Here is a 20,464-nt window from a genome sequence, read left to right on the forward strand (position 1 = left end):
CAGAAGGACTGCTGATTTCCCTACAGGATTTTCGAAATGACAGAACCGGTGGCGACTGAGGTTGGGCGCGATTTCATTCGTGACATCATCCAGGCCGACCTCGATCAGGCCAAGTACAAGGAGATCGTGACCCGGTTCCCGCCGGAGCCGAACGGCTACCTGCATATCGGCCACGCCAAGTCGATCGCGCTCAATTTCGGCATCGCCCAGGAGTTTCCGGGCCGCTGCCATCTGCGTTTCGACGACACCAATCCGGTCAAGGAAGAGCAGGAGTATATCGATTCCATTCAGGCCGACGTGCACTGGCTCGGCTACGACTGGGGCAAGAACCTGTTCTTCGCCTCGGACTATTTCGACCGTCTGTACGAATGGGCGGAGACGCTGATCCGCGACGGGCTCGCCTATGTCGACGACCAGTCCCAGGAGGAGATTCGGCTTTCGCGTGGCACGCTGACCGAACCCGGCAAGAACTCGCCGTTCCGCGACCGCGGCGTGGACGAGAATCTCGACCTGTTCCGCCGCATGAAATCAGGCGAATTCCCGAACGGCGCGCGCGTGTTGCGGGCCAAGATCGACATGTCCGCGGGCAACATCAATCTGCGCGATCCCGTGCTCTATCGGATCCTGCATGCGCATCACCCGCGCACCGGGACCAAGTGGAGAATCTATCCGAGCTACGACTATGCTCACGGCCAGTCGGACGCCATTGAGGGCATCACGCACTCGATCTGCACGCTGGAGTTCGAGGATCACCGGCCGCTCTATGACTGGTTCATCGAGAAGCTGCCGGTGCCGTCGAAGCCGCATCAGTACGAAATGGCCCGGTTGAACCTGACCTACACGCTGCTGTCCAAGCGCGTGCTGACCCAGCTCGTCCGCGACGGCCACGTCGCCGGCTGGGACGACCCGCGCATGCCGACCATGGCGGGCATGCGCCGCCGCGGCGTGCCGCCGGCGGCCTTGCGCGAATTCATCAAGCGCATCGGCGTTGCGAAAGCCAACAGCGTGGTCGATGTCGGCATGCTCGAGTTCTGCATCCGCGAGGAGCTGAACCGCACATCGCAGCGGCGCATGGGCGTGCTGCGGCCGCTCAAGGTGGTGATCGAGAATTATCCGGAAGGCGAGAGCGAGGAACTCGAGGCGATCAATCACCCGGACGATCCGTCGGCGGGCACGCGGAAAATCACGTTCGGCCGCGAGCTCTATATCGAGCAGGACGATTTCATGGAGAATCCGCCCAAGAAGTTCTTCCGCCTGTCGCCCGGCAACGAGGTGCGGCTGCGCTACGCCTATTTCGTCAAGTGCACCGGTGTGATCAAGAACGACGCCGGCGAAGTGGTGGAGCTGCGCTGCACCTACGATCCCGCGACCAAGGGCGGCAACGCGCCCGACGGACGCAAGGTCAAGGCGACCATGCACTGGCTGCCGGCGGTGAATTCGGTGCCCGCGGAGATCCGCATCTACAACCAGCTGTTCGCAAATCCGACCCCGGACGCCGCGAACTTCGCGGCCGATCTCAATCCGCAGTCGCTGGAGATCCTGTCCGATGCACGGATCGAGGCATCGGTTGCGGAAAGCAATTCGACCGAGCCGATGCAGTTCGAGCGCCAGGGCTATTTCGTGCGTGACAAGGACTCGACGCCGGGCAAGCCGGTGTTCTCGCGGACGATCGGGCTTCGCGACACGTTTGCGAAGGAAGTCGGTAAGGGCTGAGGTCACATGAACGACGGCGCCGACGCCATCGTTGCCGCCATCATCGCGAAATGGTGCGCCGGCTTCGCAACGCTCGACGCCACCGCACAGGCGTCGCTCTATGCGAGGAACGCGTTCTTCTTCGGCTTCAATCCGAACCTCTATCGGGGCAGGGACGGCGTTGCAGACTATGTCAACGGCCTGCCGCTCTGGTGCGCGCCGCGCGTCACGTTCTCTGACGTGGCTTCAGCGCCGGTTGCGCCTGACGCGATCAACATGGCCGGCATTGCTTCGTTCGACCTCGGCGAGGAACATCCGCTGTTGTCGGTCAAGATCACCTGGGTGATCGTCCGCGAGGACGGCGACTGGAAGATCGCGAGCCATCACGTCTCGGCCCGAATCCCTCTGATGGAGCGGTAGGCCGGCCGCCGCCAGCGAGCGGCCGCTGCTAGATGTCGTAGTACAGATGGAACTCGTAAGGATGCGGTCGCAGCCGGATCGCATCGACCTCCTTCTTGCGCTTGTAGTCGAGCCAGGTTTCGATCACGTCGGCGGTGAAGACATCGCCGCGCAGCAGGAAGGCGTGATCGCGCTCGAGCGCGTCGAGGGCCTGGTCCAGCGATCCCGGCGTCGACTTCACCTCCTTCGCTTCGGAGGGCGGGAGGTCGTAGAGATTCTTGTTGATCGGGCTACCGGGGTCGATCCGCCCGTCGATCCCGTCGAGGCCGGCCATCAGCATTGCGGCGAAGGCGAGATAAGGATTGCAGGAGGGATCCGGTGAGCGAAACTCGACGCGCTTTGCCCGTGGGTTCGGCGAATACATGGGAATCCGGCAGCAGGCCGAGCGATTGCGCTGGGAATAGACCAGGTTGATTGGAGCCTCGTAGCCAGGCACCAGGCGCCGGTAGGAGTTCGTGGTGGGAGCGCAGAGCCCGCACAATGCCCAGGCGTGAGCGAGCAGCCCGCCGATGTAGTAGCGGCCGAGTTCGCTCAAATCGGCGTAATCGCCCTTGTCGTAGAACAGATTCGTCTCGCCCTTCCACAGCGACTGATGAACGTGCATTCCCGAAGCGTTGTCCTCGAACAGCGGTTTCGGCATGAAGGTCGCGGTCTTGCCATGCTGGTGCGCGGTGTTCTTCACCACGTATTTGTAGATCATCAAATTGTCGGCCATGCGGGTAAGGGTGGTGAAGCGCATGTCGATTTCGTTCTGGCCGCCGGTTGCCACCTCATGGTGATGAGCTTCGATCTGGATGCCCAACTGTTCCATCGTCAGCACCATCTCGGTGCGTAGCGCCTGCATGCTGTCGGTCGGGGGAACGGGAAAGTATCCCTCTTTCGGTCGTGGCTTGTGGGCCAGATTTGGCGCCTCATTGCTGGCCGTGTTCCAGCTGCCTTCGCTGGAATCGATTTCATGCAGGGCGTAGTTGATGCCCTGACCATAGCGCACGTCGTCGAATACGAAGAACTCCGCCTCCGGGCCGAAGTAGCTGGTGTCGGCGCGTCCCGTGCCCTTGAGGTAGGTTTCGGCCTTCTGGGCGATGTAGCGGGCATCCCGGCTATAGGACTGGCCGGTCACGGGATCGCGGATGTTGCAGATGAGGACTAGCGTCTTGGCCGGACTGTAGGGATCGACGAAGGCCGTCGTCGGATCGGCGACGACCAGCATGTCGCTTTCCTGGATCTCCTGGAAGCCGCGGATCGATGAGCCGTCGAATCCAATGCCCTCCCCGAGAGCGTCGACGTTCACTGCGCTCGGCGGGACTGAAAAATGTTGCCATACCCCCGGCAAGTCGGTGAATCGCAGATCGATCATCTGGACCTTCTCGTCCTTGATCGCCTTCACGAGATCTTCGGCGCTCGCGCAATTCCGGACCATGGCCTCGCTCCCTTGATGGAGATCGGCATCCTGCACATCTGGCTGCCGTTCGCTTCGCAGTCGGGCGGCTTGCGACGGACAATGGCCCGCCTTCCGCCGCTCCTGCCTCAAGTCCAGCATGGCGGCATTCGCAGTCAGGCAGTCTCGTTTGCGGCGCCGGCAGCGTCAGCTTTGGTGCGGGCCGCGCATGAGCTTCATGGCGTCTTCAATATGTCGCCAGGTTCTGGCCAGCTCGAGTTCGCCCTTCGACTCGAGGTCGATGGCGTTCTGGGCCGCTTCCGCAACAGCCTTGGGGCCATGTGCTTCCAGCAACTGCCGCGCATAGTCGTGGATTTCGATTTCTCGCATGGCGCCACCCTTCTCCTCTTCCAGGCGCCACCCGTGAATGGATGGGGCCGAGGACCGCAGGCGTTGACACCGTCAAGCAACGGATAGTCTGCATCCTTGCGCAGAGCATTTGCAAGAGCCCTTTTGGGGTATCGGCGGCCAGGATTGGACGCCGGTGGTGGACCGGCAGTCGCGGCAACACAACGCAGGCCGGACGGATACATTTTCGCAGGTGGCGCCACTATATGAATCGGAGAGAGGAGGTGAGCATTATGCGCATTCAACATTGGCAAGACGCTGCCAGCCTGTTGGTCGGCGTGTGGCTGGTCTTGTCGTCCTTCGTCCTCGGCTCGTCCGGAGCGGCCGTCTGGATCACCATCGCGCTCGGGCTCGGCGTCGTGCTGTTTGCCGTAGAAGCGTTTGTCATCCCGTCCTATCTGGAAGAGTGGGGAGAAATGCTGCTGGGCCTGGCTCTGGTGCTGGCGCCTTGGGCCATTGGTTACGACGCGACGTCAGCCACGGTCAGCAGCGTACTCTCAGGCATCTTGGTGATCCTGTTCGGTGGCTGGGAGCTGATAACCGATCGCGATTTCACCACCTGGTGGCATGATCTCTGGCATCATCCGGCCGGCTGACGAGAGCAGTTGGCCGAGCTTTCGAGGCGGACTATCGGCCACGGCGCAGGGCCTTTTGGTCCTGCACCGTGAGGGTTGCCTCATTATGCGGCTCTGGGCTCGATCGGCTGCCAGATGCTGATCTTGCGCGTCTCCGGCATCAGGAACACCGCGAGCACGAAACACACCGCGGGGACCACGATCGGGTAGATCAGTGCGTAGCCGATGCTGCCGGTCGCGGCGAAAGCGGCCGACGTGATGAACGGCACCAGTCCGCCACCCCAGCCATTGCCGATGTGGTACGGCACCGAGACCGACGTGTACCGGATCCTGGCGGGGAAGAATTCCGCCAGGAACGCGCCGACTGGCCCGTACACCATCCCGACGTAGCAGACGAGGATGAAGATGATGAAGACCGCGATCGGATAGTTGATGCTTCCGGGCTGCGTAACCGTTCCGAGCCACAGATACAGTGGATAGTAGGTGATCGCGGCAAGCAGCATGCCGCCCAGGATCACCGGCTTGCGGCCGATCTGATCCGACAGCCAGCCAAAGAAGATCAGGCTCGGGGTTGCAATCAGCAGCGCCGCTCCCACGATGTAGGCCGAGGTCACCGGGTCCACTTTGGAGACCTGCTGTAGGAAGTACAGCGCCCAGAACTGACCGCTGTACCAGACCACGCCCTGTCCGATCAGGACCACAATGGCGATCCCGATGTATTTGATGTTGGCGCTCAGGAAGGCCTCCTTCCAGGGGTTCCTGGTCATCTGCCCGCGAGCCTTGATCTCCTGGAAGATCGGCGTCTCCTGGAGTTGGAGACGGATATAGATGGCGATGGCCACCAGCAGGAAGGACGCCAGGAACGGAACGCGCCAGGCCCATTCGTCGAAGGCCTGATTGCCGGCATATGTCCGCGTGAGGACGATGACGGCCAGCGACACCACGATCCCGAGAGTCGGAGAGGTCTGCAGCCAGCCGGTGTAGTAGCCGCGTCGATCGTCCGGCACATGCTCGGCGACGTAGGTGATGGCGCCACCATATTCGCCGCCCAGGCACAGACCCTGGATCATGCGCAGGCCGAAGAGAACGAACGCGGCCGTCAGACCGATCGACTGGTAGGTCGGGATCAATCCGATCGCCCCCGTGCCCAGTCCCATTCCGCTGAGTGTGATGAGAAACGTATATTTGCGGCCGACCCGATCACCCATCCATCCGAACAGGAAGGCCCCCAGCGGACGGATGAGAAATCCTGCCGTAAAGAGCGCGATCGTGCTGAGGAGGGCTGCAACCGGGTGGGATTGCTCGAAGAACTTGAACGATAGAACTGCGGCCAGGCTGCCGAAGATATAGAAATCATACCATTCGATGATGTTTCCCACCGACGCAGCGATGATCACGCGGCGAAAATCGCTCGGTATTTGCATGGGCATTTGCAACTCCTATGGTTTCAAGATGTCTCCTCGCATTGTTTCAGCGGTCGATCTTCTCGCGGAGTGCGTGATGCGCGGCGTTGCATGCGCCTGTTCACGAGTTGCGTCGGCAACGCCTGACCTCAGGGGAATTTTGGTCCACCTGAGGTGAGCTCCTGCGGCCTTAGAACCGCGAGCCTCCACTGCCTTACCCGTCTGCCGGGGAGGCGGGGAACCGTAGTGTAATCCCACCAGGGGCGGGCACCTTATGAGACTTTCGGCTCAATCGACCCGCGCCCGGCGCGTTTGCGAAGCAGGTCGCACGAGCTCAAATTCTCCGTGACGTCTGGCGGGCAGCGAACGGAAGGTCGTCCCAGGCGTTGTGTGGGGTCTATCAGAGGATCCCCCCATGCAAAACATTGCAGAGCATATGGAAGTCATCGGTGCCGACGGCGTCCATGTCGGCACGGTCGACAGGGTCGAGGGCAACCGCATCAAGCTGACCAAGAAGGACAGCGGTGAGGGCAGCCACAAGGGCCATCACCATTTCATCGACAAAGGCCTCGTCGCCGGTGTCGAGGGCAACAAGGTCCGCCTGTCGGCCAAGGCGGACGTGGCCGTGACGATGGAAGAGGAAAAGTAGGGCTGGGGCCCGCTCGTTCCTGATCCGTACCGCTATTCGGCCGCCTGCACGTTCCGGTAGCCTCTGCCCCTGTCGCGTATCGCAGGGTTGCTAAGGAATGGCAGAGCCGGGCCGGCCACAGCGTGCCTCGCAGGGGATCGCCGGGACTTGGCCGACGACCGGTCGGGCCGCGTCTGCCGGCGGCTTTGTGCCGGCGGGCTTTGGCGTTTGGCCCGCGATCGTCGGGACGCTGCGCGAATGGGCAAAGGCCGAAGCCGGCGCCGGGCGAGTGTTTCCCTGGGTGCCCATCGCCTTCGGCTGTGGCATCGCGCTCTACTTCGCCGCCGATCATGAGCCGGTGCTGTGGGTCGTTGCCGCGACGGCGGTGGCGCTGGCGCTCGGGGCGGTGTTGTTGCGGCGAAATCGTTGGTTTGCGCCGGCGATCATGATCGCGGCGGTCGCGGCCGGCTTTGCCATGGCGACGTGGAAGACGGCACGCATCGCGCACAATGTGCTCGCAAAGCCGCTTTATTCGGTGTCGCTGTCGGGCTTCGTCGAGACCCGCGACATCCGCGAGCGCACCGACCGTTTCGTGCTGCGCGTCACCGCGATGGAGGCGCAGGGCAGCGACGTCAAGCTGGAGCGCGTCCGCCTCTCCGTGCGCAAGGGCACCGCGCCCGATGTCGGCAGCTTCGTGCAGCTGAAGGCGCGGCTGATGCCGCCGCTCGCGCCGTTGCGGCCGGGCAGCTACGATTTCTCGCGCGACATGTTCTTCCAGGGCATCGGCGCCTCCGGTTTCGTGATGGGCGCGATCACGGCATCAGTGCCGCCCGATGTCGGAGGCCTGCGGCTACGCTATGCGGCGGTGATGCAAGGCCTGCGCGATGCGATCGACGCGCGGATCCGCGCCACGCTCGATGGCGACAACCGCGCCATCGCGACTGCGCTTTTGACTGGCCGCCGCGATGCGATCACCACGCCCGTCAACGACGCGATGTTCATCTCCGGCCTCGGCCATGTGCTGTCGATCTCCGGCTATCACATGGCCGTCGTCGCCGGCGTCGTCTTCTTTGCGGTCCGCGCGCTGCTGGCGCTGATCCCCGGGCTCGCGGCCGGCTTCGCAATCAAGAAATGGTCGGCCGCCGCGGCGCTGGTCGCGTCCGCATTCTATTTGCTGCTCTCGGGCGCGGAGGTTGCGACCCAAAGGTCGTTCTTCATGACGGCAGTGGTGCTGATCGCTGTCATGGTCGATCGCCGCGCGATCACGTTCCGCACGCTGGCGGTGGCGGCTCTGATCGTGCTTGCGGTCGCGCCGGAGGCGCTGGTGCATCCGAGCTTCCAGATGTCCTTTGCGGCAACGCTTGGGCTTGTGGCGCTGGTGCAGATCGGCATGCCGAACCTGTTCGCATCTCCCGATCATTCGACGACTGCGCGCATCGCCCTGTGGGGCGGTCGCGAGATCGCGATGTTGTTCATGGCCTCGATGATCGCGGGGCTCGCGACCACGCCCTATGCCGCCTTCCATTTCCACCGCGTCACGCCCTACGGCGTGCTCGCCAATCTCGGCGCGATGCCGGTGGTGTCGGCGCTGGTGATGCCTGCTGGACTGCTGGGATTGCTCGCGGCCCCGTTCGGGCTCGACGGTGTGTTCTGGTGGCTGATGGGAATCGGGATCGACTGGATGGTGGCGGTGTCGCGCTGGGTCGCCGCGCTGCCCGGCGCGATCGGGCACATCGCCGCCTTCGGCACCGCGCCGCTGATCGCTGCGAGCCTCGGCCTGATCCTGATGGGCCTGCTGCGCACGCCGCTGCGCTGGTCGGGCGCCTTCGTCCTCATGGCGGCAACCGTCTGGGGTCTGTCGGTCCGGCAACCCGACATCCTTATCGCCGGTGACGGCCAGAGCGTCGCGGTGCGGGGCAGGGACGGGCAGCTGCATCTGATGAGGACCAACAAGGACAATTTCCTGATCAAGGAGTGGCTCGCGGCGGACGCCGACCCGCGCGATGCGGCCAGCGCCTCGCTCAGTAAAGGCGTGTCGTGTGACGAGTCCGGCTGCGTGACGCCACTCGCCGACGGCCGGATGATTGCGCAGGCGCTGCGCATCGACGCGCTGAACGACGATTGCAGCCGCGCGGCACTGGTGGTGACGTCAAGGCCCGCGCCGCCGGATTGCGGTGCCATGGTGGTCGATCGGCCGCGTCTCGCGCGCCAGGGCGCGCTGGCGCTGACGCAGCGTGGCGACGGTTTTGCGATTGCGGCGGTGAAGTCGAGGGGTGCAAACCGCCCCTGGTCGCCGGCGGCGGCCGGCGATGGAGATTTCGAACGGACCCTCATGCCAAGGTCGGCGGCTCCGCGCGCCAAAGACGCAACGCCGTCAGAGGCCGACCTTCAGGCCGAGGACTGAGGTCGACCTATCAGCCGATCGGCAGACGCGGGGACGTCGAGTGGCTGTCGGCGATGACATGCGGCTTGTGCTCGCGCTCGCCGAGCGGCTGCGTCACGGGCAGCTGCAGCACGGTTGCACGCTGGCCTTCCACGAGCTGCGTCACCAGCACGTATTTGCCGTCGGGGAATTCGATCGCGTCGTGATGACGATCAGGAACGTGCGGATCGACCTTGCCGAACTTGCCGACGCGCGAGTTGACGGTGCGCGTCCAGATCCAGCGATTATCGTAGCGGACGTTGTCGGCGAAGGCGAGCTCCGTTCCCGGCAGCAGGCAGACCGCAACTGACATGTCGGCTTCGGAAGCGAAGCCGCGCGTCGAGGTGCCACGGAACGTTGTCGTGACGATCGTCTCGCCAACCTCTGCGGGACGGGTCGCGACGGCATGCAGGCTATAGTCACACATCGGGTGCTCCTCAATCGGGATAGAGCACCGCGCCTCTTCTGAGGCGCAGGCCTCTATCAGAGTGGAAGCCTGTGATCATATGCGATGTTGGGGGCAAATCTGCGGCTTGGATCCGCAAGCCGCCATCACAATATCTTTTTCAAATACGTGAGGAACAAAGCCTGCTCTCATGCATTTGGAGAGCCGTTCGGTCAACGGCCTGCGGGCGCTGACCAGCCCGCATACGGCCAGGCCGGCGGGGTGGGCCGTGTGACGGCGTTGCGGGCATCGCGGAATTGTTCGTTCGTTGCCTGCGGAGCTTTGTGGGCGTGATGCGGCTTTTGTGCCGCGAAGGCTTGCGACGCTGATGCTGCGATCAGCGCCATCGTGACAGTGCTCAATACGAGCTTGCGCATGGTGGCCTCCTCGGTCTTCTTAAAGGCCTGCGAAGCGATGCGTGCTTCGTTGCGGCGTGCCGAGGATGTAGCGCTGGAGAGGGGGCCGGATAATCTGTGCAAAACCAGAAAGACTATCCAGCCGGAGCGGACAATCGTCCGCTCCAATCGTTGATGGTGGTCGTCGATTGCGACGCGCTCAGTACTTGACGCGCTCAGTACTTGCGGTACAGCCCGATCAGCTTGCCCTGGATCTTGACCCGGTTGGGCGGCAGGATGCGGACCTCATAGGCCGCATTCGCCGGCTCGAGCGCGATCGAGGCGCCACGGCGGCGGAAACGCTTCAAGGTTGCTTCCTCGTCGTCGATCAGGGCGACGACGATGTCGCCGGTGTCGGCGCTCTCGTTGCGCTGGATCAGCGCCATGTCGCCATCGAGAATGCCGGCTTCCACCATTGAGTCGCCACGCACTTCGAGCGCGTAATGCTCGCCCGAGCCGAGCATGTCGGGCGGGACGCTGATGGTGTGGCTGCGGGTCTGCAACGCCTCGATCGGCGTACCGGCCGCGATCCGGCCCATCACGGGCACCGCAACGGGACGCTCACCCTCGTCGGCGGGCGGGCTCGACGTCGTGCGTACCTTGCCGAGATTGCCTTCGATGACGCTCGGCGTGAAGCCGCGGCGGCTGCCGGCGGCGGCCTGGAGCTCAGGCAGCTTGATCACCTCGATGGCGCGGGCGCGGTTGGGCAGGCGCCGGATGAAGCCGCGCTCCTCGAGCGCAGTGATCAGGCGATGGATGCCCGATTTCGAGCGCAGATCGAGCGCGTCCTTCATCTCGTCGAAGGAGGGCGGCACGCCGCTTTCCTTCAGGCGCTCGCTGATGAACCGCAGGAGCTCGTATTGTTTGCGCGTTAACATCTCGACCAAAATCCCCCGGTTGATGTCGTTCGATTCCGAGACGTGAATTCGGCAATAAGCCGCTGCACGCTCGAAACAAATCATGAACGGACACTATATGTTCGATACATGTTCCGCAACTGCTTAATTTACCGTGAACGCGACAAAGTTCGCGGAACGGTTGCGAACGAAGCGCTCAAACGGGCAGTCGCAGCACCTCGCAGGGCGCTCCCGCTTCGGCCTTCGGTGCGAACGGTTCGCGCACGAGAAGTGCCTGTGCCGCAGCGAGATTCGCAAGCAGCGAGGAGTCCTGGCGATTGACGGGAAGGGCGATCAGCGTGCCGTCATCACGCACATCGAGGCGGGCGCGCAGATAATCCTCGCGCTGGTCATTGGCGCCGACGTCGCGGCCGAGCACGGCGCGTTCGCGGCGGTGATGAACCATCGAACGGCCCGACAACGCGCGAATCAGCGGCACCATGAACAGGAAGCCGCAAACATAGGATGACACGGGATTGCCGGGCAGGCCGATCACGCGCATCGCCCCGAGCTGCCCGTTCATCATCGGCTTGCCCGGCCGCATCGCGATCTTCCAGAACGCCATCGACGTGCCTTCGTCGCGGAGCGCCTGCTGCACCAGATCGTGGTCGCCGACCGAGGCACCGCCCGTGGTGATCAGGATGTCGGCGCCGGATTCGCGCGCGCGGCGGATGCCGGCGGTGGTGGCGGCAAGCGTGTCGGCCGCAATCCCGAGGTCGATGGTGTCAGCCCCCTCGCTGCGGGCGAGCGCATGCAAGGCGTAGCCATTGGAATAGACGATCTGGCCATGGCCGGGCGTGGCGCCCGGCATCACCAGCTCGTCGCCGGTGGCGAGAATCGCGACCTTTGGACGACGCTGGACGCTAAGGTGCGGGTGGTTCATGCCGGCGGCGAGCGCGAGGTCGCGCTCGGTGAGCCGGGCGCCCTTGTGCAGCAGCACGTCACTCTCGGAGAAATCGATGCCGGCCGGCCGAATGTGCCGCCCGGTGACGGCTGCCTCCTTGATCGCGATGCGCTCGCCATCGGCGACGGTATCCTCCTGGATCACGACTGCATCAGCGCCGTCGGGAACGACGCCACCAGTGAAGATCCGGACCGCTTCGCCGGCGCCGACAGTTCCCGCAAACGGACGGCCGGCAGCGACCTCGCCAATGACGGCGAGCTGCGTGTCAATCCTGGCCGCATCGGCCGCGCGGACGGCATAGCCATCCATCGCCGACATCGCCTGCGGCGGCTGCGTCCGCCGCGCCGCGACGTCGCGCGCAAGCACGCGATGGAAGGCCGCGTCGAGCGCGACCGATTCCTCGGGCAGCGGCTCCGCACCCGCGAGCACGGCAGCGAGCGCATCGGAAACCGGCATGAGGGCCACGGGTGAAAGCTCCTGCTTGGGCAACGCAACGATCACGTTACGGCAAGCGTTCTAGCCGAGTGCGGGCGCCGAGGCAAAATGGCCGCCGCCTTTGACGATCTCCAGCGGGAAAGCGGCTTCGGCGCGCGTGAGATCGTAGCGCTCGCGCATGGCTTCCAAGTTTCGCTGAGGCGCCGCGCCGGGTATCACGACGGCGTTATAGGATTTCCCCTTGCCGAGCTTCCGTCTTCAGCGACGTCGGGCGCCTGGGGACTCTGATCGCTGTCGGGCATCGGATCGGCCTGGGCTTTCAGGTCGGCGGCCTTGCTCATCAGCTTGGCGGAAAGCTCGGAATCCGAGGTGGTCTTGGCGAATTTGACCAGCAGCGAGGCCTGCTTGGTGAGGTAGGTTTTGCCCAACACGATGATACGTCCGTTCGTTCGTAGACTTCCCAACGGACTCTAGAGTCCGGAAGCGGGCATTCCGTTCCCGGAACTCTGTACAAAAATGCACAGAGTGGTTTCCTCATTTCCGGATGCAATTGTTCTGGAATCGGCGGTCAGATCCCCAGCGCCTTCAGTGCGATGCCGACGTCGCGGGGCGAGGTGACATGCACCGCCATCAGCCCGCGGGCGCGGGCGCCTTCGACGTTCGCGGCGAGGTCATCGAAGAACACGATCCGGTTCGCGGGTACCCCCATCGCGGCGACGACGTGGTCGAAAGCTTCCGCATCCGGTTTGCGCAGGCCGATGCTGGAGGACAGATACAGCTCGCGGAAATGGCCGAGCAGATCTGCATACTCTTTCGAGAAATGATCCACGTGCGGGCGGTTGGTGTTGGAGAAGGCATAGAGCGGCATCTGCTTCGCCGCGCGCGGCAGCAATTCCGCGATGTCGGGCATCTCGCCGGCGAAGATCGCGTTCCATCCCTCCAGAAATTGCGCATCCGAAATGCCGATGCCGAGCGATGAGCGCAGCGACTGGAAATAGTCCTCGTCGCTGATCTTGCCGACCTCGTGCAGCTGGTAAGCCTCGCTGTCACGCTCATAGCGCGCCACGATGGCCTCGGGCTCGAGGCCTGCATGTCCCGCCCAGCAGGCGATCGCCCGGGAGAAATCGATATCGAGCACCACGCGCCCGAGATCGAACAGAAGCGCGTCCGCGCTGCCGGGAGAGAGAGATGTCATTGCGTCCTGTCTCGTCAGTATCGATAGGGCTCGTGGTCGAACAGCGGGAATGCGCTGAATACGCTCGGCGCATTGGTGGCAGTGGCCTGGTGCAGGCAGGATGTGTTGACCTCGGCGAACGAGGTGGCGCCCAGGAGGCCGAGGCAGCGCAGCACCTCGTCCTCGAGCAGCTCGAGCATCCGCGTCACGCCGGTCTCGCCGGCCGCCGCCAGGGCCCAGCACTGCAGCCGGCCGATGCCGACGAGGTCGGCGCCCGCCGCGATCGCCTTGACGATATCCGTGCCGCGGCAGATGCCGCCATCCACCATGATCTTGGCGCGGCCCTTCACGGCGTCGACGATCTCGGGCAGCACATGCATGGCGCCGCGGCCGTGATCGAGCTGGCGGCCGCCGTGATTGGAGACGTAAATCCACTCGACCCCGTGATCGACCGCGATCTGCGCGTCCTCGGCGGTGGCGATGCCCTTGAGGATCAGCGGTATCCTGAACTTGTCCTTGACCATCTTCACGGTCCGCCACTCCAGGCCCTTCTGGTAGTCGCCGCCGGTGGCGCGCAGGCGGCTTTCGCGAACGTAGCGCTTGGCGATGTCACGCTCACGACGGCTGTAATGGGCGGTGTCGACGGTCAGGCAGAAGGCGGCATAATTGGCCTTCTCGGCGCGGCTGACGACGTCGGCCACGAACGCGTCATCGCCGCGGACATAGAGCTGGTACATGCGCAGCGCATCGGGGGCGGCTTCGGCGGTCTTCTCCAGGCCGGGCTCGGACACCGAGCTTAGCATATGTGAGGCGCCGAAGGTGCCAGCCGCGCGTGCGACACTGGCGGCTCCATGCGGATCGAAGATTTCCAGCGCACCGACGGGGGCGAGCACGACGGGTAAGCGCATCTTGCGGCCGAACTGCTCGACCGAGCCGGAGACCTTGCGCACGTCGCGCAGCACGCGCGGGCGGAAAGCGATCTCGTCCAGGGCCATACGGTTGCGGCGCATCGTGGTTTCGGTCTCGGCGGCGCCGGCGATGTAGTCCCAGGCGTTCTGGTTGAGGTTGGAACGCGCCTTCCGGATGAATTCGTGCAGGTTCTGGAACGGCTCATTGCTGGCGCCGAGTTCGACGTTCCGTTCCGGCCGGAGTGCTTCGTTCATTGTTGTCCTCCCGAGAATTTGAAGCCTTATGTCATCGGGTATCTCGTCCGGCCCTCCAAAACCATCCTAAAATCGCATAGCTGCGAAGCGTGGCTCGGCCGATCGATTCCCGCCTTGGCGGCGATGGTTTCGGAACGTTGCCAAAGGTTTAGGCCAGGGCGAAGGGATTTTTGCAGTATACCCGCGGGCGTGGCAGCCCGGCCTTGAAGAAACCTGAATAGTATTGTGAGAACCGGGCTGGATCGCCATTTGCGCGGCGTCCTGTCCCAAGCGAAAAGGCCAACCATTCCATGCGGAAAACCCTGCTGTTCCCCCTGGGCGCGCTCACCGGAGCATGCCTGACCCTCCTCGTATCCGGTCCGCAGGGCGGACTATGGGCGGCTCGGGCGGCAGCGGGCGCGGATGATGCCTATTCCCAGCTCAATTTGTTCGGAGAGGTCTTCGAGCGGGTGAAGGCGAGCTATGTCGAGAGGCCCGACAATTCCAAGCTGATCGAAGGCGCGATCACCGGCATGGTGACCTCGCTCGATCCGCATTCGCGCTACATGAACGACAAGGCCTGGACCGAGATGCAGGAGACCACCTCCGGCGAATTCGGCGGGCTCGGCATCGAAGTCACGATGGAGGAGGGCCTGGTCAAGGTCGTCTCGCCGATCGATGACACGCCGGCGTCGAAGGCTGGCCTCATGTCCGGCGACCTCATCAGCAAGATCGACGGCGAGGGCGTGCAGGGCATGACGCTCGAGCAGGCCGTCAACAAGATGAAGGGCCCGGTCGATACCCAGACCAAGCTCACCATCGTGCGCAAGGGTGCCGACGCCCCGCTCGATGTCGCAATCAAGCGCGAGATCATCCACGTCCGCCCGGTGCGCTTCCACGTCGAGAACGGCGACATCGGGTACATCCGCGTCACCTCGTTCAATGAGCAGACCACCGATGGTCTGAAGAAGGCGATCGCCTCGATCTCCAAGGACGTCGCACAGGAGAAGCTCGTCGGCTATGTGATGGACCTGCGCAACAATCCGGGCGGACTGCTCGACCAGGCCGTGTCGGTGTCGAGCGCATTCCTGCAACGTGGCGAGGTCGTCTCGACCCGGGGCCGCAATCCGGAAGAGACCCAGCGCTTCACCGCGCATGGCGGCGACCTCACCAAGGGCAAGCCGCTGGTGGTTCTGGTCAACGGCGGGTCAGCTTCCGCCTCGGAGATCGTGGCTGGCGCGCTGCATGATCATAAGCGCGCCACGATCATCGGCACGCGCTCGTTCGGCAAGGGCTCGGTGCAGACCATCATTCCGCTTGGTGCCGGCAACGGCGCGCTGGCGCTGACCACGGCGCGCTACTACACGCCGTCGGGTCGTTCGATCCAGGCCCAGGGCATCGCGCCCGACATCGAGATCCTCCAGGACGTGCCGGCCGAGTTGAAGGGCCGCGTCGACACCATGGCGGAGTCCCAGATGCGCGGCCATCTGCAGGCCGCAGATGGCACCGAGCAGACCGGATCGCAGTCCTATGTCCCGCCGGAAGAGAAGGACGACAAGGCGCTGCACGCGGCCTACGACTTCCTGCATGGCGTCACCGTGAACGCGGCAGCCGCGAAGCCGGCGCCGAAGTCCACGGTGCCGAACTAAACGCTATCGGTCTTTGCGACTTTCAGAGATCGCCCGGGAGTGGATGACCGCTCCCGGGCGGTTTCGTTTTGGGCGCGCTGTCTCAGCCCGGATTCATCGCGGCGAAGGTCGCCTCGTCGCGCGTAGGACCTAGCTTGCCTCGCGGCGGCGAGCTTCCTTGCTGTTGCGTTGGGCGCGGCGGCTGCGATGGAGCGCGAACAGCTCCATGACCTTGTCGGCCGGCTTCGCCGCGCTGAACAGGTAGCCCTGCATCTCGGAGCAGCCGAGCGCACGCAGCAGCCGCTGCTGTTCCTCGGTCTCGACGCCTTCGGCCGTGGTCGCCATGCGGCGGGCGCTGGCGAGATTGACCACGGCCTGCACGATGCTGGCAGAGCCGTCGGGGCCTGCGATGTCGTTGACGAAGCAGCGGTCGATCTTGATCTTGTCGAACGGGAAGCGGTGCAGATAGCTCAGCGAGGAGTAGCCGGTGCCGAAATCGTCGAGCGCGATGCGGACGCCGATGGCGCGGAGCTGGTGCAGGATCGCAAGCGCGGTCTCGTCGTCGCGGATCAGCACGGCCTCGGTGATCTCGAGCTCGAGCCGGCTGGCCGGCAGATTGGAGGCGGCCAACGCAGCCATGATCTTCAGCGCCAGCGTGCCGCTCTTGAATTGCACCGGCGAGACGTTGACGGCAAGGCGGATGTCGTCGGGCCAGCCGGCGGCGTCGCGGCAGGCGGTCGCCAGCACCCATTCGCCGATCTCGTTGATCAGCCCGGTATCTTCCGCGATCGGGATGAACTCGGCCGGCGAAACCATGCCACGCTCGGGGTGGCGCCAGCGTACCAGCGCCTCGCAGCCGGTGATGCAGTCGTCCTTGAGGCTGAGGCAGGGCTGGTAATGGACCTCGAGGCCGCCATGAGCGATGGCGTGGCGGAGATCGACCTCCAGCTGGCGCCGCTCGCGCACCTTGGCGTCCATTTCCGGCTCGAAGAAGCGGTAGGTGCGGCGCCCGGCGGATTTGGCGGCATACATCGCCATGTCCGCGTTCTTCAGGATCTGGTCCAGCGCGGTGCCGTGTTCCGGTACCAGCGCAATGCCGATGCTGGCGTCGGTGGTGAGATGATGGCCCATGCAGTCGAACGGCGTGCGGATCGCCGCAAAGACCCGCGCGACGAGCTCGTCGACCTGGTCCTGCGAGGTCACCGCGCTCTGCACGATCGCGAACTCGTCGCCACCGAGCCGTGCCACGAAGTCGGTGGGGCCGGCGCAGCCGCGTAGGCTCTCCGCCACCGACTTCAACAGCTCGTCGCCGACGAGATGGCCGAGCGCATCGTTGACGCCCTTGAATTCGTCGATGTCGATGTAGTGCACCGCGAGCTCTTCGCCGTCGACGATGGCGAGGAGCTTTCCGCGCAGATGTTCGTGGAACATGGTGCGGTTCGGCAGGTCGGTCAGCGCGTCGTAGTGTGCGAGATGGGTGATGCGCTCCTCGATGCGGCGACGTTCGGTGATATCCTCGTGGGTCGCGACCCAGCCGCCGTCGCCGAGCGGCTCGTTGACGATCTGGATCGAGCGGCCATCGGACGTATCGACGACCATGGAGTTGCGCACATGGATGTCGCGCAGCACGCGCGCGACATACTGATCCGCGTCGCCCGGGAACGAGCCGATGGCCTTACGGTGGGCGATGATGTCGAGAAAACTGCAGCCGGGCTTCACGATCTCGGCCGACAAGCCGTACATCTCGATGTAGCGCTGGTTGCAGACCACGAGCCGCTGCGAGGCGTCGAACAGCAGCAGGCCCTGGGTCATGTTGTTGACGGCGCGATCGAGGCGCTGCTTCTCCAGCGTCAGCCGCTCCCGGGACATGCGATGCTGCTCCAGGAGCTTGCGCACGATCGCGATCAGCACGCCGGCGATCGCGAGCGCAGAGGCGCTGGCGATCGAAATCAGGATGCCGATCTGCTCGCGCCAGTCGGCAAGCGCTGCCGCGCGCGTGGTTGTCGCCATCATCAGGATCGGGAAGTGCGGCAGGGCACGCGCCGAGACCAGCCGGTCCTCGCCGTCGACCGGGCTCACGAAGCGACCGGCGAAGTGATCGAGCGCGAAGATCTTTTGCTGCGCGAACGAGCCGTTCCTGAAATTGCGTCCCATTATCTCGCCGGAATGCGGGAAGCGGGCAAGCAAAGTGCCGTCTCGATGCAGCATCGAGATCGTCGCGCCGTCGCCGAGCATGACGGTCTCGAAGAACTTCTCGAAATTGGCCGGCTCGACGCCGCGCCCGACAATGCCCATGAACTCGCCGTGCGGTCCCATGATTTTGCGCACAATCAGGATGGTCCAGGCGCCTGAGATTCGGCTGTGCACCGGTTCGATCAGCACGTCGGGCGCCTGCGGATCGTATCGAAAGGTGCGATAATAGGAGCGGTCGGCAACGTTGACCTTCGGGGCCGGCCATGTCGTCGAGGAATTGATCACATTGCCATCGGCATCGACGATGGTGACGCCGCCCATGTAAGGCAGCGCCTCGATCTTCGAACGCAGCATTTGGTGCACGTCCTGGCCGGCAAGGCGCCTGCGATAGTCCTTCGCGGTCGTGATTCCGGTCGCGCGCACATGGCCGACGAAATCCTTCTGGATGACTGCGAAATCCTGCAATTGCTGATCGAAATGATGGGCGAGCAGGAGCACGGTGTTTTCCAGCTCACGGCCGGAGTTGCGCAGCGCGCGCTCGCGGAAATTCTGCGCCATCAGCACCGCGCCGACGGCGATCGCAGCGATCAGGAGTGTGCCGCCCACCACCAGCCAGCGAATCGGTCCGCTGCGGGCGAAGGCCTGGTCAAGGAGGCGACTGCCGTATCTCGTTATCATGTCGAACGTTGCCGTACACACGTCAGGGTCAATTCGCGACCCCATAACATCCGTCGGTTTAGGGGATCGATGTGGAGGCGGCGTTAGGAAGCGCGGTTAACGCGACGTAAACCGCAGTACACAAATGCAATCGATGCGTATGGTAAGAGGTGCAAACCGCCTGCCGTCGTCAACGGCATGGGCAGCAAGCTCAACGCGAAGTTCGGCTCGATCAGCGCGTCGCTGAAGTAGCAGCTGTGGTCAGGCGCGATAGTGGCCCGACTTGCCGCCGCGCTTCTCGATGAGCTGGATGCCCTCGATGCGGACGCCGCGTTCCACCGCCTTGATCATGTCGTAGATGGTGAGGCAGGCGACCGACACCGCCGTCAGCGCTTCCATCTCGACGCCTGTGGGGCCGGTCACCTTGACGCTGGCGCGCACGACGCAGCCCGGCAGCTTGGCGTCGGGCTCGATGTCGACCGTCACCTTCGACAGCGCGAGCGGATGACAGAGCGGGATCAGGTCCGAGGTGCGTTTCGCCGCCATGATTCCGGCGATGCGCGCGGTGCCGAGCACGTCGCCCTTCTTGGCGTTGCCGGAAACGATCAGGTCGAGCGTCGCCTTCTCCATGACGACGCGCCCTTCGGCGATAGCGAGCCGCTCGGTTGCGGCCTTGTCCGAGACGTCGACCATCCGCGCCTCGCCGGAAGCGCTGATATGGGTGAGGGCAGGGCTCGCCGTGTTCGACGGCTTGGCCTTCGACGGTTTGGTCTTCGACGGCTTGGCCTTGGACGACTTGCGCGCCATATCAGCGCGTGCCCGTGGCGCGGGCCTTGGTCTCGCGTGCGAGCAGCGTGCGCGTCGCCGCGGTGACATCGGCCTGCCGCATCAGGCTCTCACCGACCAGGAAGGTCGACATGCCGACGCGCTCGAGCCTCGCCAAGTCGGCCGGTGTGAAGATACCACTCTCGCCGACCATCAGCCGCTCGCCGGGGATCAGTGGCGCCAGCGTCTCGCTGGTCGCGAGCGTGGTCTCGAAGGTGCGCAGATTGCGGTTGTTGACGCCGATCATCGGCGAGCGCAGCTTCAGTGCCCGGTCGAGCTCGGCGCGATCGTGGATCTCGATCAGCACGTCCATGCCATAGGCGATCGCCGTGTCTTCGAGGTCCTTGGCCGTGGCATCATCGAGCGCAGCCATGATGATGAGGATGCAATCGGCGCCGTGGGCCCGCGCCTCGACGACCTGATAGGTGTCGAACAGAAAATCCTTGCGCAGCACCGGCAGCGAGGTCGCCGCGCGCGCCGCGACCATGAAGTCGAGATGGCCCTGGAACGAAGGCGTGTCGGTCAGCACCGACAGGCAGGCCGCGCCGCCCGCCTCATACGCCTTGGCGAGATCAGGCGGATCGAAATCCGCGCGGATCAGCCCCTTGGACGGCGAGGCCTTCTTCACCTCGGCGATCAGCGCATAGTCGCCATTGGCGTGCTTGGCCCTGATCGCGCGCACGAAGCCGCGCGGCGCGCCTTGCGCCTTGGCCTTCGCGTCCACCGCAGCGAGCGGCTGTGCGCGCTTGGCCGCGGCAATCTCCTCGCGCTTGTAGGCTTCGATCTTGGTCAGGATATCAGACAT

General features: G+C 64.3%; 19 protein-coding genes. 6 read left to right on the forward strand and 13 right to left on the reverse strand.

Going from position 1 to position 20,464, the window contains the following annotated elements; genetic code table 11:
• Nucleotides 1–36 precede the first annotated feature (36 nt).
• Together JJC00_RS19425 and JJC00_RS19430 are read left to right on the forward strand one after the other, a co-directional pair.
• Nucleotides 37–1,713: a glutamine--tRNA ligase/YqeY domain fusion protein gene (locus JJC00_RS19425; RefSeq protein WP_200467593.1), complete on the forward strand. Its 1,677-nt coding sequence runs from the start codon at nt 37–39 to the stop codon at nt 1,711–1,713.
• Between the two features lie 6 nt (nt 1,714–1,719).
• Entirely contained in the window at nt 1,720–2,112 is a 393-nt protein-coding gene (locus JJC00_RS19430; RefSeq protein ID WP_200467594.1) for an SgcJ/EcaC family oxidoreductase, read from the forward strand.
• Nucleotides 2,113–2,140: 28 nt separating this feature from the next.
• Here the strand turns inward: JJC00_RS19430 and glnA are convergent, their stop codons facing one another.
• The gene (gene glnA, locus JJC00_RS19435) at nt 2,141–3,571 is read right to left on the reverse strand and encodes a type I glutamate--ammonia ligase (protein ID WP_200467595.1); all 1,431 of its coding nucleotides are present in this window, start codon (nt 3,569–3,571) and stop codon (nt 2,141–2,143) included.
• A gap of 165 nt (nt 3,572–3,736) precedes the next feature.
• Nucleotides 3,737–3,919: a hypothetical protein gene (locus JJC00_RS19440; protein ID WP_200467596.1), complete on the reverse strand. Its 183-nt coding sequence runs from the start codon at nt 3,917–3,919 to the stop codon at nt 3,737–3,739.
• Nucleotides 3,920–4,170: 251 nt separating this feature from the next.
• Here JJC00_RS19440 and JJC00_RS19445 point away from each other — a divergent pair, with 251 nt between their 5' ends.
• Nucleotides 4,171–4,533 carry an SPW repeat protein gene (locus JJC00_RS19445; protein ID WP_200467597.1) on the forward strand — a complete coding sequence of 121 codons (363 nt, stop codon included), beginning with the start codon at nt 4,171–4,173 and terminating at the stop codon, nt 4,531–4,533.
• 83 nt (nt 4,534–4,616) lie between these two features.
• Here the strand turns inward: JJC00_RS19445 and JJC00_RS19450 are convergent, their stop codons facing one another.
• Nucleotides 4,617–5,942: an MFS transporter gene (locus JJC00_RS19450; protein ID WP_200467598.1), complete on the reverse strand. Its 1,326-nt coding sequence runs from the start codon at nt 5,940–5,942 to the stop codon at nt 4,617–4,619.
• 388 nt (nt 5,943–6,330) lie between these two features.
• On the opposite strand from JJC00_RS19450, the gene JJC00_RS19455 reads away from it, so the two are divergent.
• Both JJC00_RS19455 and JJC00_RS19460 read left to right on the forward strand, forming a co-directional pair.
• Entirely contained in the window at nt 6,331–6,564 is a 234-nt protein-coding gene (locus JJC00_RS19455) for a DUF2171 domain-containing protein (RefSeq protein ID WP_026311879.1), read from the forward strand.
• Nucleotides 6,565–6,661: 97 nt separating this feature from the next.
• Nucleotides 6,662–8,947: a ComEC/Rec2 family competence protein gene (locus JJC00_RS19460; RefSeq protein WP_200467599.1), complete on the forward strand. Its 2,286-nt coding sequence runs from the start codon at nt 6,662–6,664 to the stop codon at nt 8,945–8,947.
• 10 nt (nt 8,948–8,957) lie between these two features.
• On the opposite strand, the gene JJC00_RS19465 is transcribed toward JJC00_RS19460, so the two are convergent.
• The 7 genes from JJC00_RS19465 to JJC00_RS19495 form a co-directional block, all read right to left on the reverse strand.
• Nucleotides 8,958–9,392, reverse strand: coding sequence for a hypothetical protein (locus JJC00_RS19465; protein ID WP_200467600.1), 435 nt, complete (start codon nt 9,390–9,392; stop codon nt 8,958–8,960).
• Between the two features lie 191 nt (nt 9,393–9,583).
• Nucleotides 9,584–9,787: a hypothetical protein gene (locus JJC00_RS19470; protein WP_200467601.1), complete on the reverse strand. Its 204-nt coding sequence runs from the start codon at nt 9,785–9,787 to the stop codon at nt 9,584–9,586.
• A gap of 194 nt (nt 9,788–9,981) precedes the next feature.
• Nucleotides 9,982–10,683 carry a transcriptional repressor LexA gene (gene lexA / locus JJC00_RS19475; protein ID WP_014494969.1) on the reverse strand — a complete coding sequence of 234 codons (702 nt, stop codon included), beginning with the start codon at nt 10,681–10,683 and terminating at the stop codon, nt 9,982–9,984.
• Nucleotides 10,684–10,858: 175 nt separating this feature from the next.
• Nucleotides 10,859–12,070, reverse strand: coding sequence for a molybdopterin molybdotransferase MoeA (locus JJC00_RS19480; RefSeq protein ID WP_200467602.1), 1,212 nt, complete (start codon nt 12,068–12,070; stop codon nt 10,859–10,861).
• Nucleotides 12,071–12,255: 185 nt separating this feature from the next.
• Nucleotides 12,256–12,471, reverse strand: coding sequence for a hypothetical protein (locus JJC00_RS19485; RefSeq protein ID WP_200467603.1), 216 nt, complete (start codon nt 12,469–12,471; stop codon nt 12,256–12,258).
• A 137-nt stretch (nt 12,472–12,608) separates the two neighbouring features.
• Nucleotides 12,609–13,235 (reverse strand): HAD family hydrolase, encoded by a 627-nt coding sequence (locus tag JJC00_RS19490; protein ID WP_200467604.1) that lies wholly within the window; start codon nt 13,233–13,235, stop codon nt 12,609–12,611.
• A gap of 14 nt (nt 13,236–13,249) precedes the next feature.
• On the reverse strand, nt 13,250–14,377 hold the full coding sequence (locus tag JJC00_RS19495; protein WP_200467605.1) for an alpha-hydroxy acid oxidase: 1,128 nt from the start codon (nt 14,375–14,377) through the stop codon (nt 13,250–13,252).
• Between the two features lie 290 nt (nt 14,378–14,667).
• Between JJC00_RS19495 and JJC00_RS19500 the strand changes: the two genes are divergently transcribed.
• Nucleotides 14,668–16,005, forward strand: coding sequence for a S41 family peptidase (locus tag JJC00_RS19500; RefSeq protein WP_200467606.1), 1,338 nt, complete (start codon nt 14,668–14,670; stop codon nt 16,003–16,005).
• A gap of 129 nt (nt 16,006–16,134) precedes the next feature.
• Here the strand turns inward: JJC00_RS19500 and JJC00_RS19505 are convergent, their stop codons facing one another.
• The 3 genes from JJC00_RS19505 to trpC all read right to left on the reverse strand — a co-directional run bounded on the left by JJC00_RS19505 (nt 16,135) and on the right by trpC (nt 20,464).
• Entirely contained in the window at nt 16,135–18,855 is a 2,721-nt protein-coding gene (locus JJC00_RS19505) for a bifunctional diguanylate cyclase/phosphodiesterase (protein WP_200467607.1), read from the reverse strand.
• Nucleotides 18,856–19,095: 240 nt separating this feature from the next.
• On the reverse strand, nt 19,096–19,641 hold the full coding sequence (moaC, locus tag JJC00_RS19510; RefSeq protein WP_200467608.1) for a cyclic pyranopterin monophosphate synthase MoaC: 546 nt from the start codon (nt 19,639–19,641) through the stop codon (nt 19,096–19,098).
• Between the two features lies 1 nt (nt 19,642).
• Nucleotides 19,643–20,464: an indole-3-glycerol phosphate synthase TrpC gene (gene trpC / locus JJC00_RS19515; protein WP_200467609.1), complete on the reverse strand. Its 822-nt coding sequence runs from the start codon at nt 20,462–20,464 to the stop codon at nt 19,643–19,645.

Origin of the sequence: Bradyrhizobium diazoefficiens (genome assembly GCF_016616885.1) — a bacterium.
Taxonomy (GTDB): domain Bacteria; phylum Pseudomonadota; class Alphaproteobacteria; order Rhizobiales; family Xanthobacteraceae; genus Bradyrhizobium; species Bradyrhizobium diazoefficiens_F.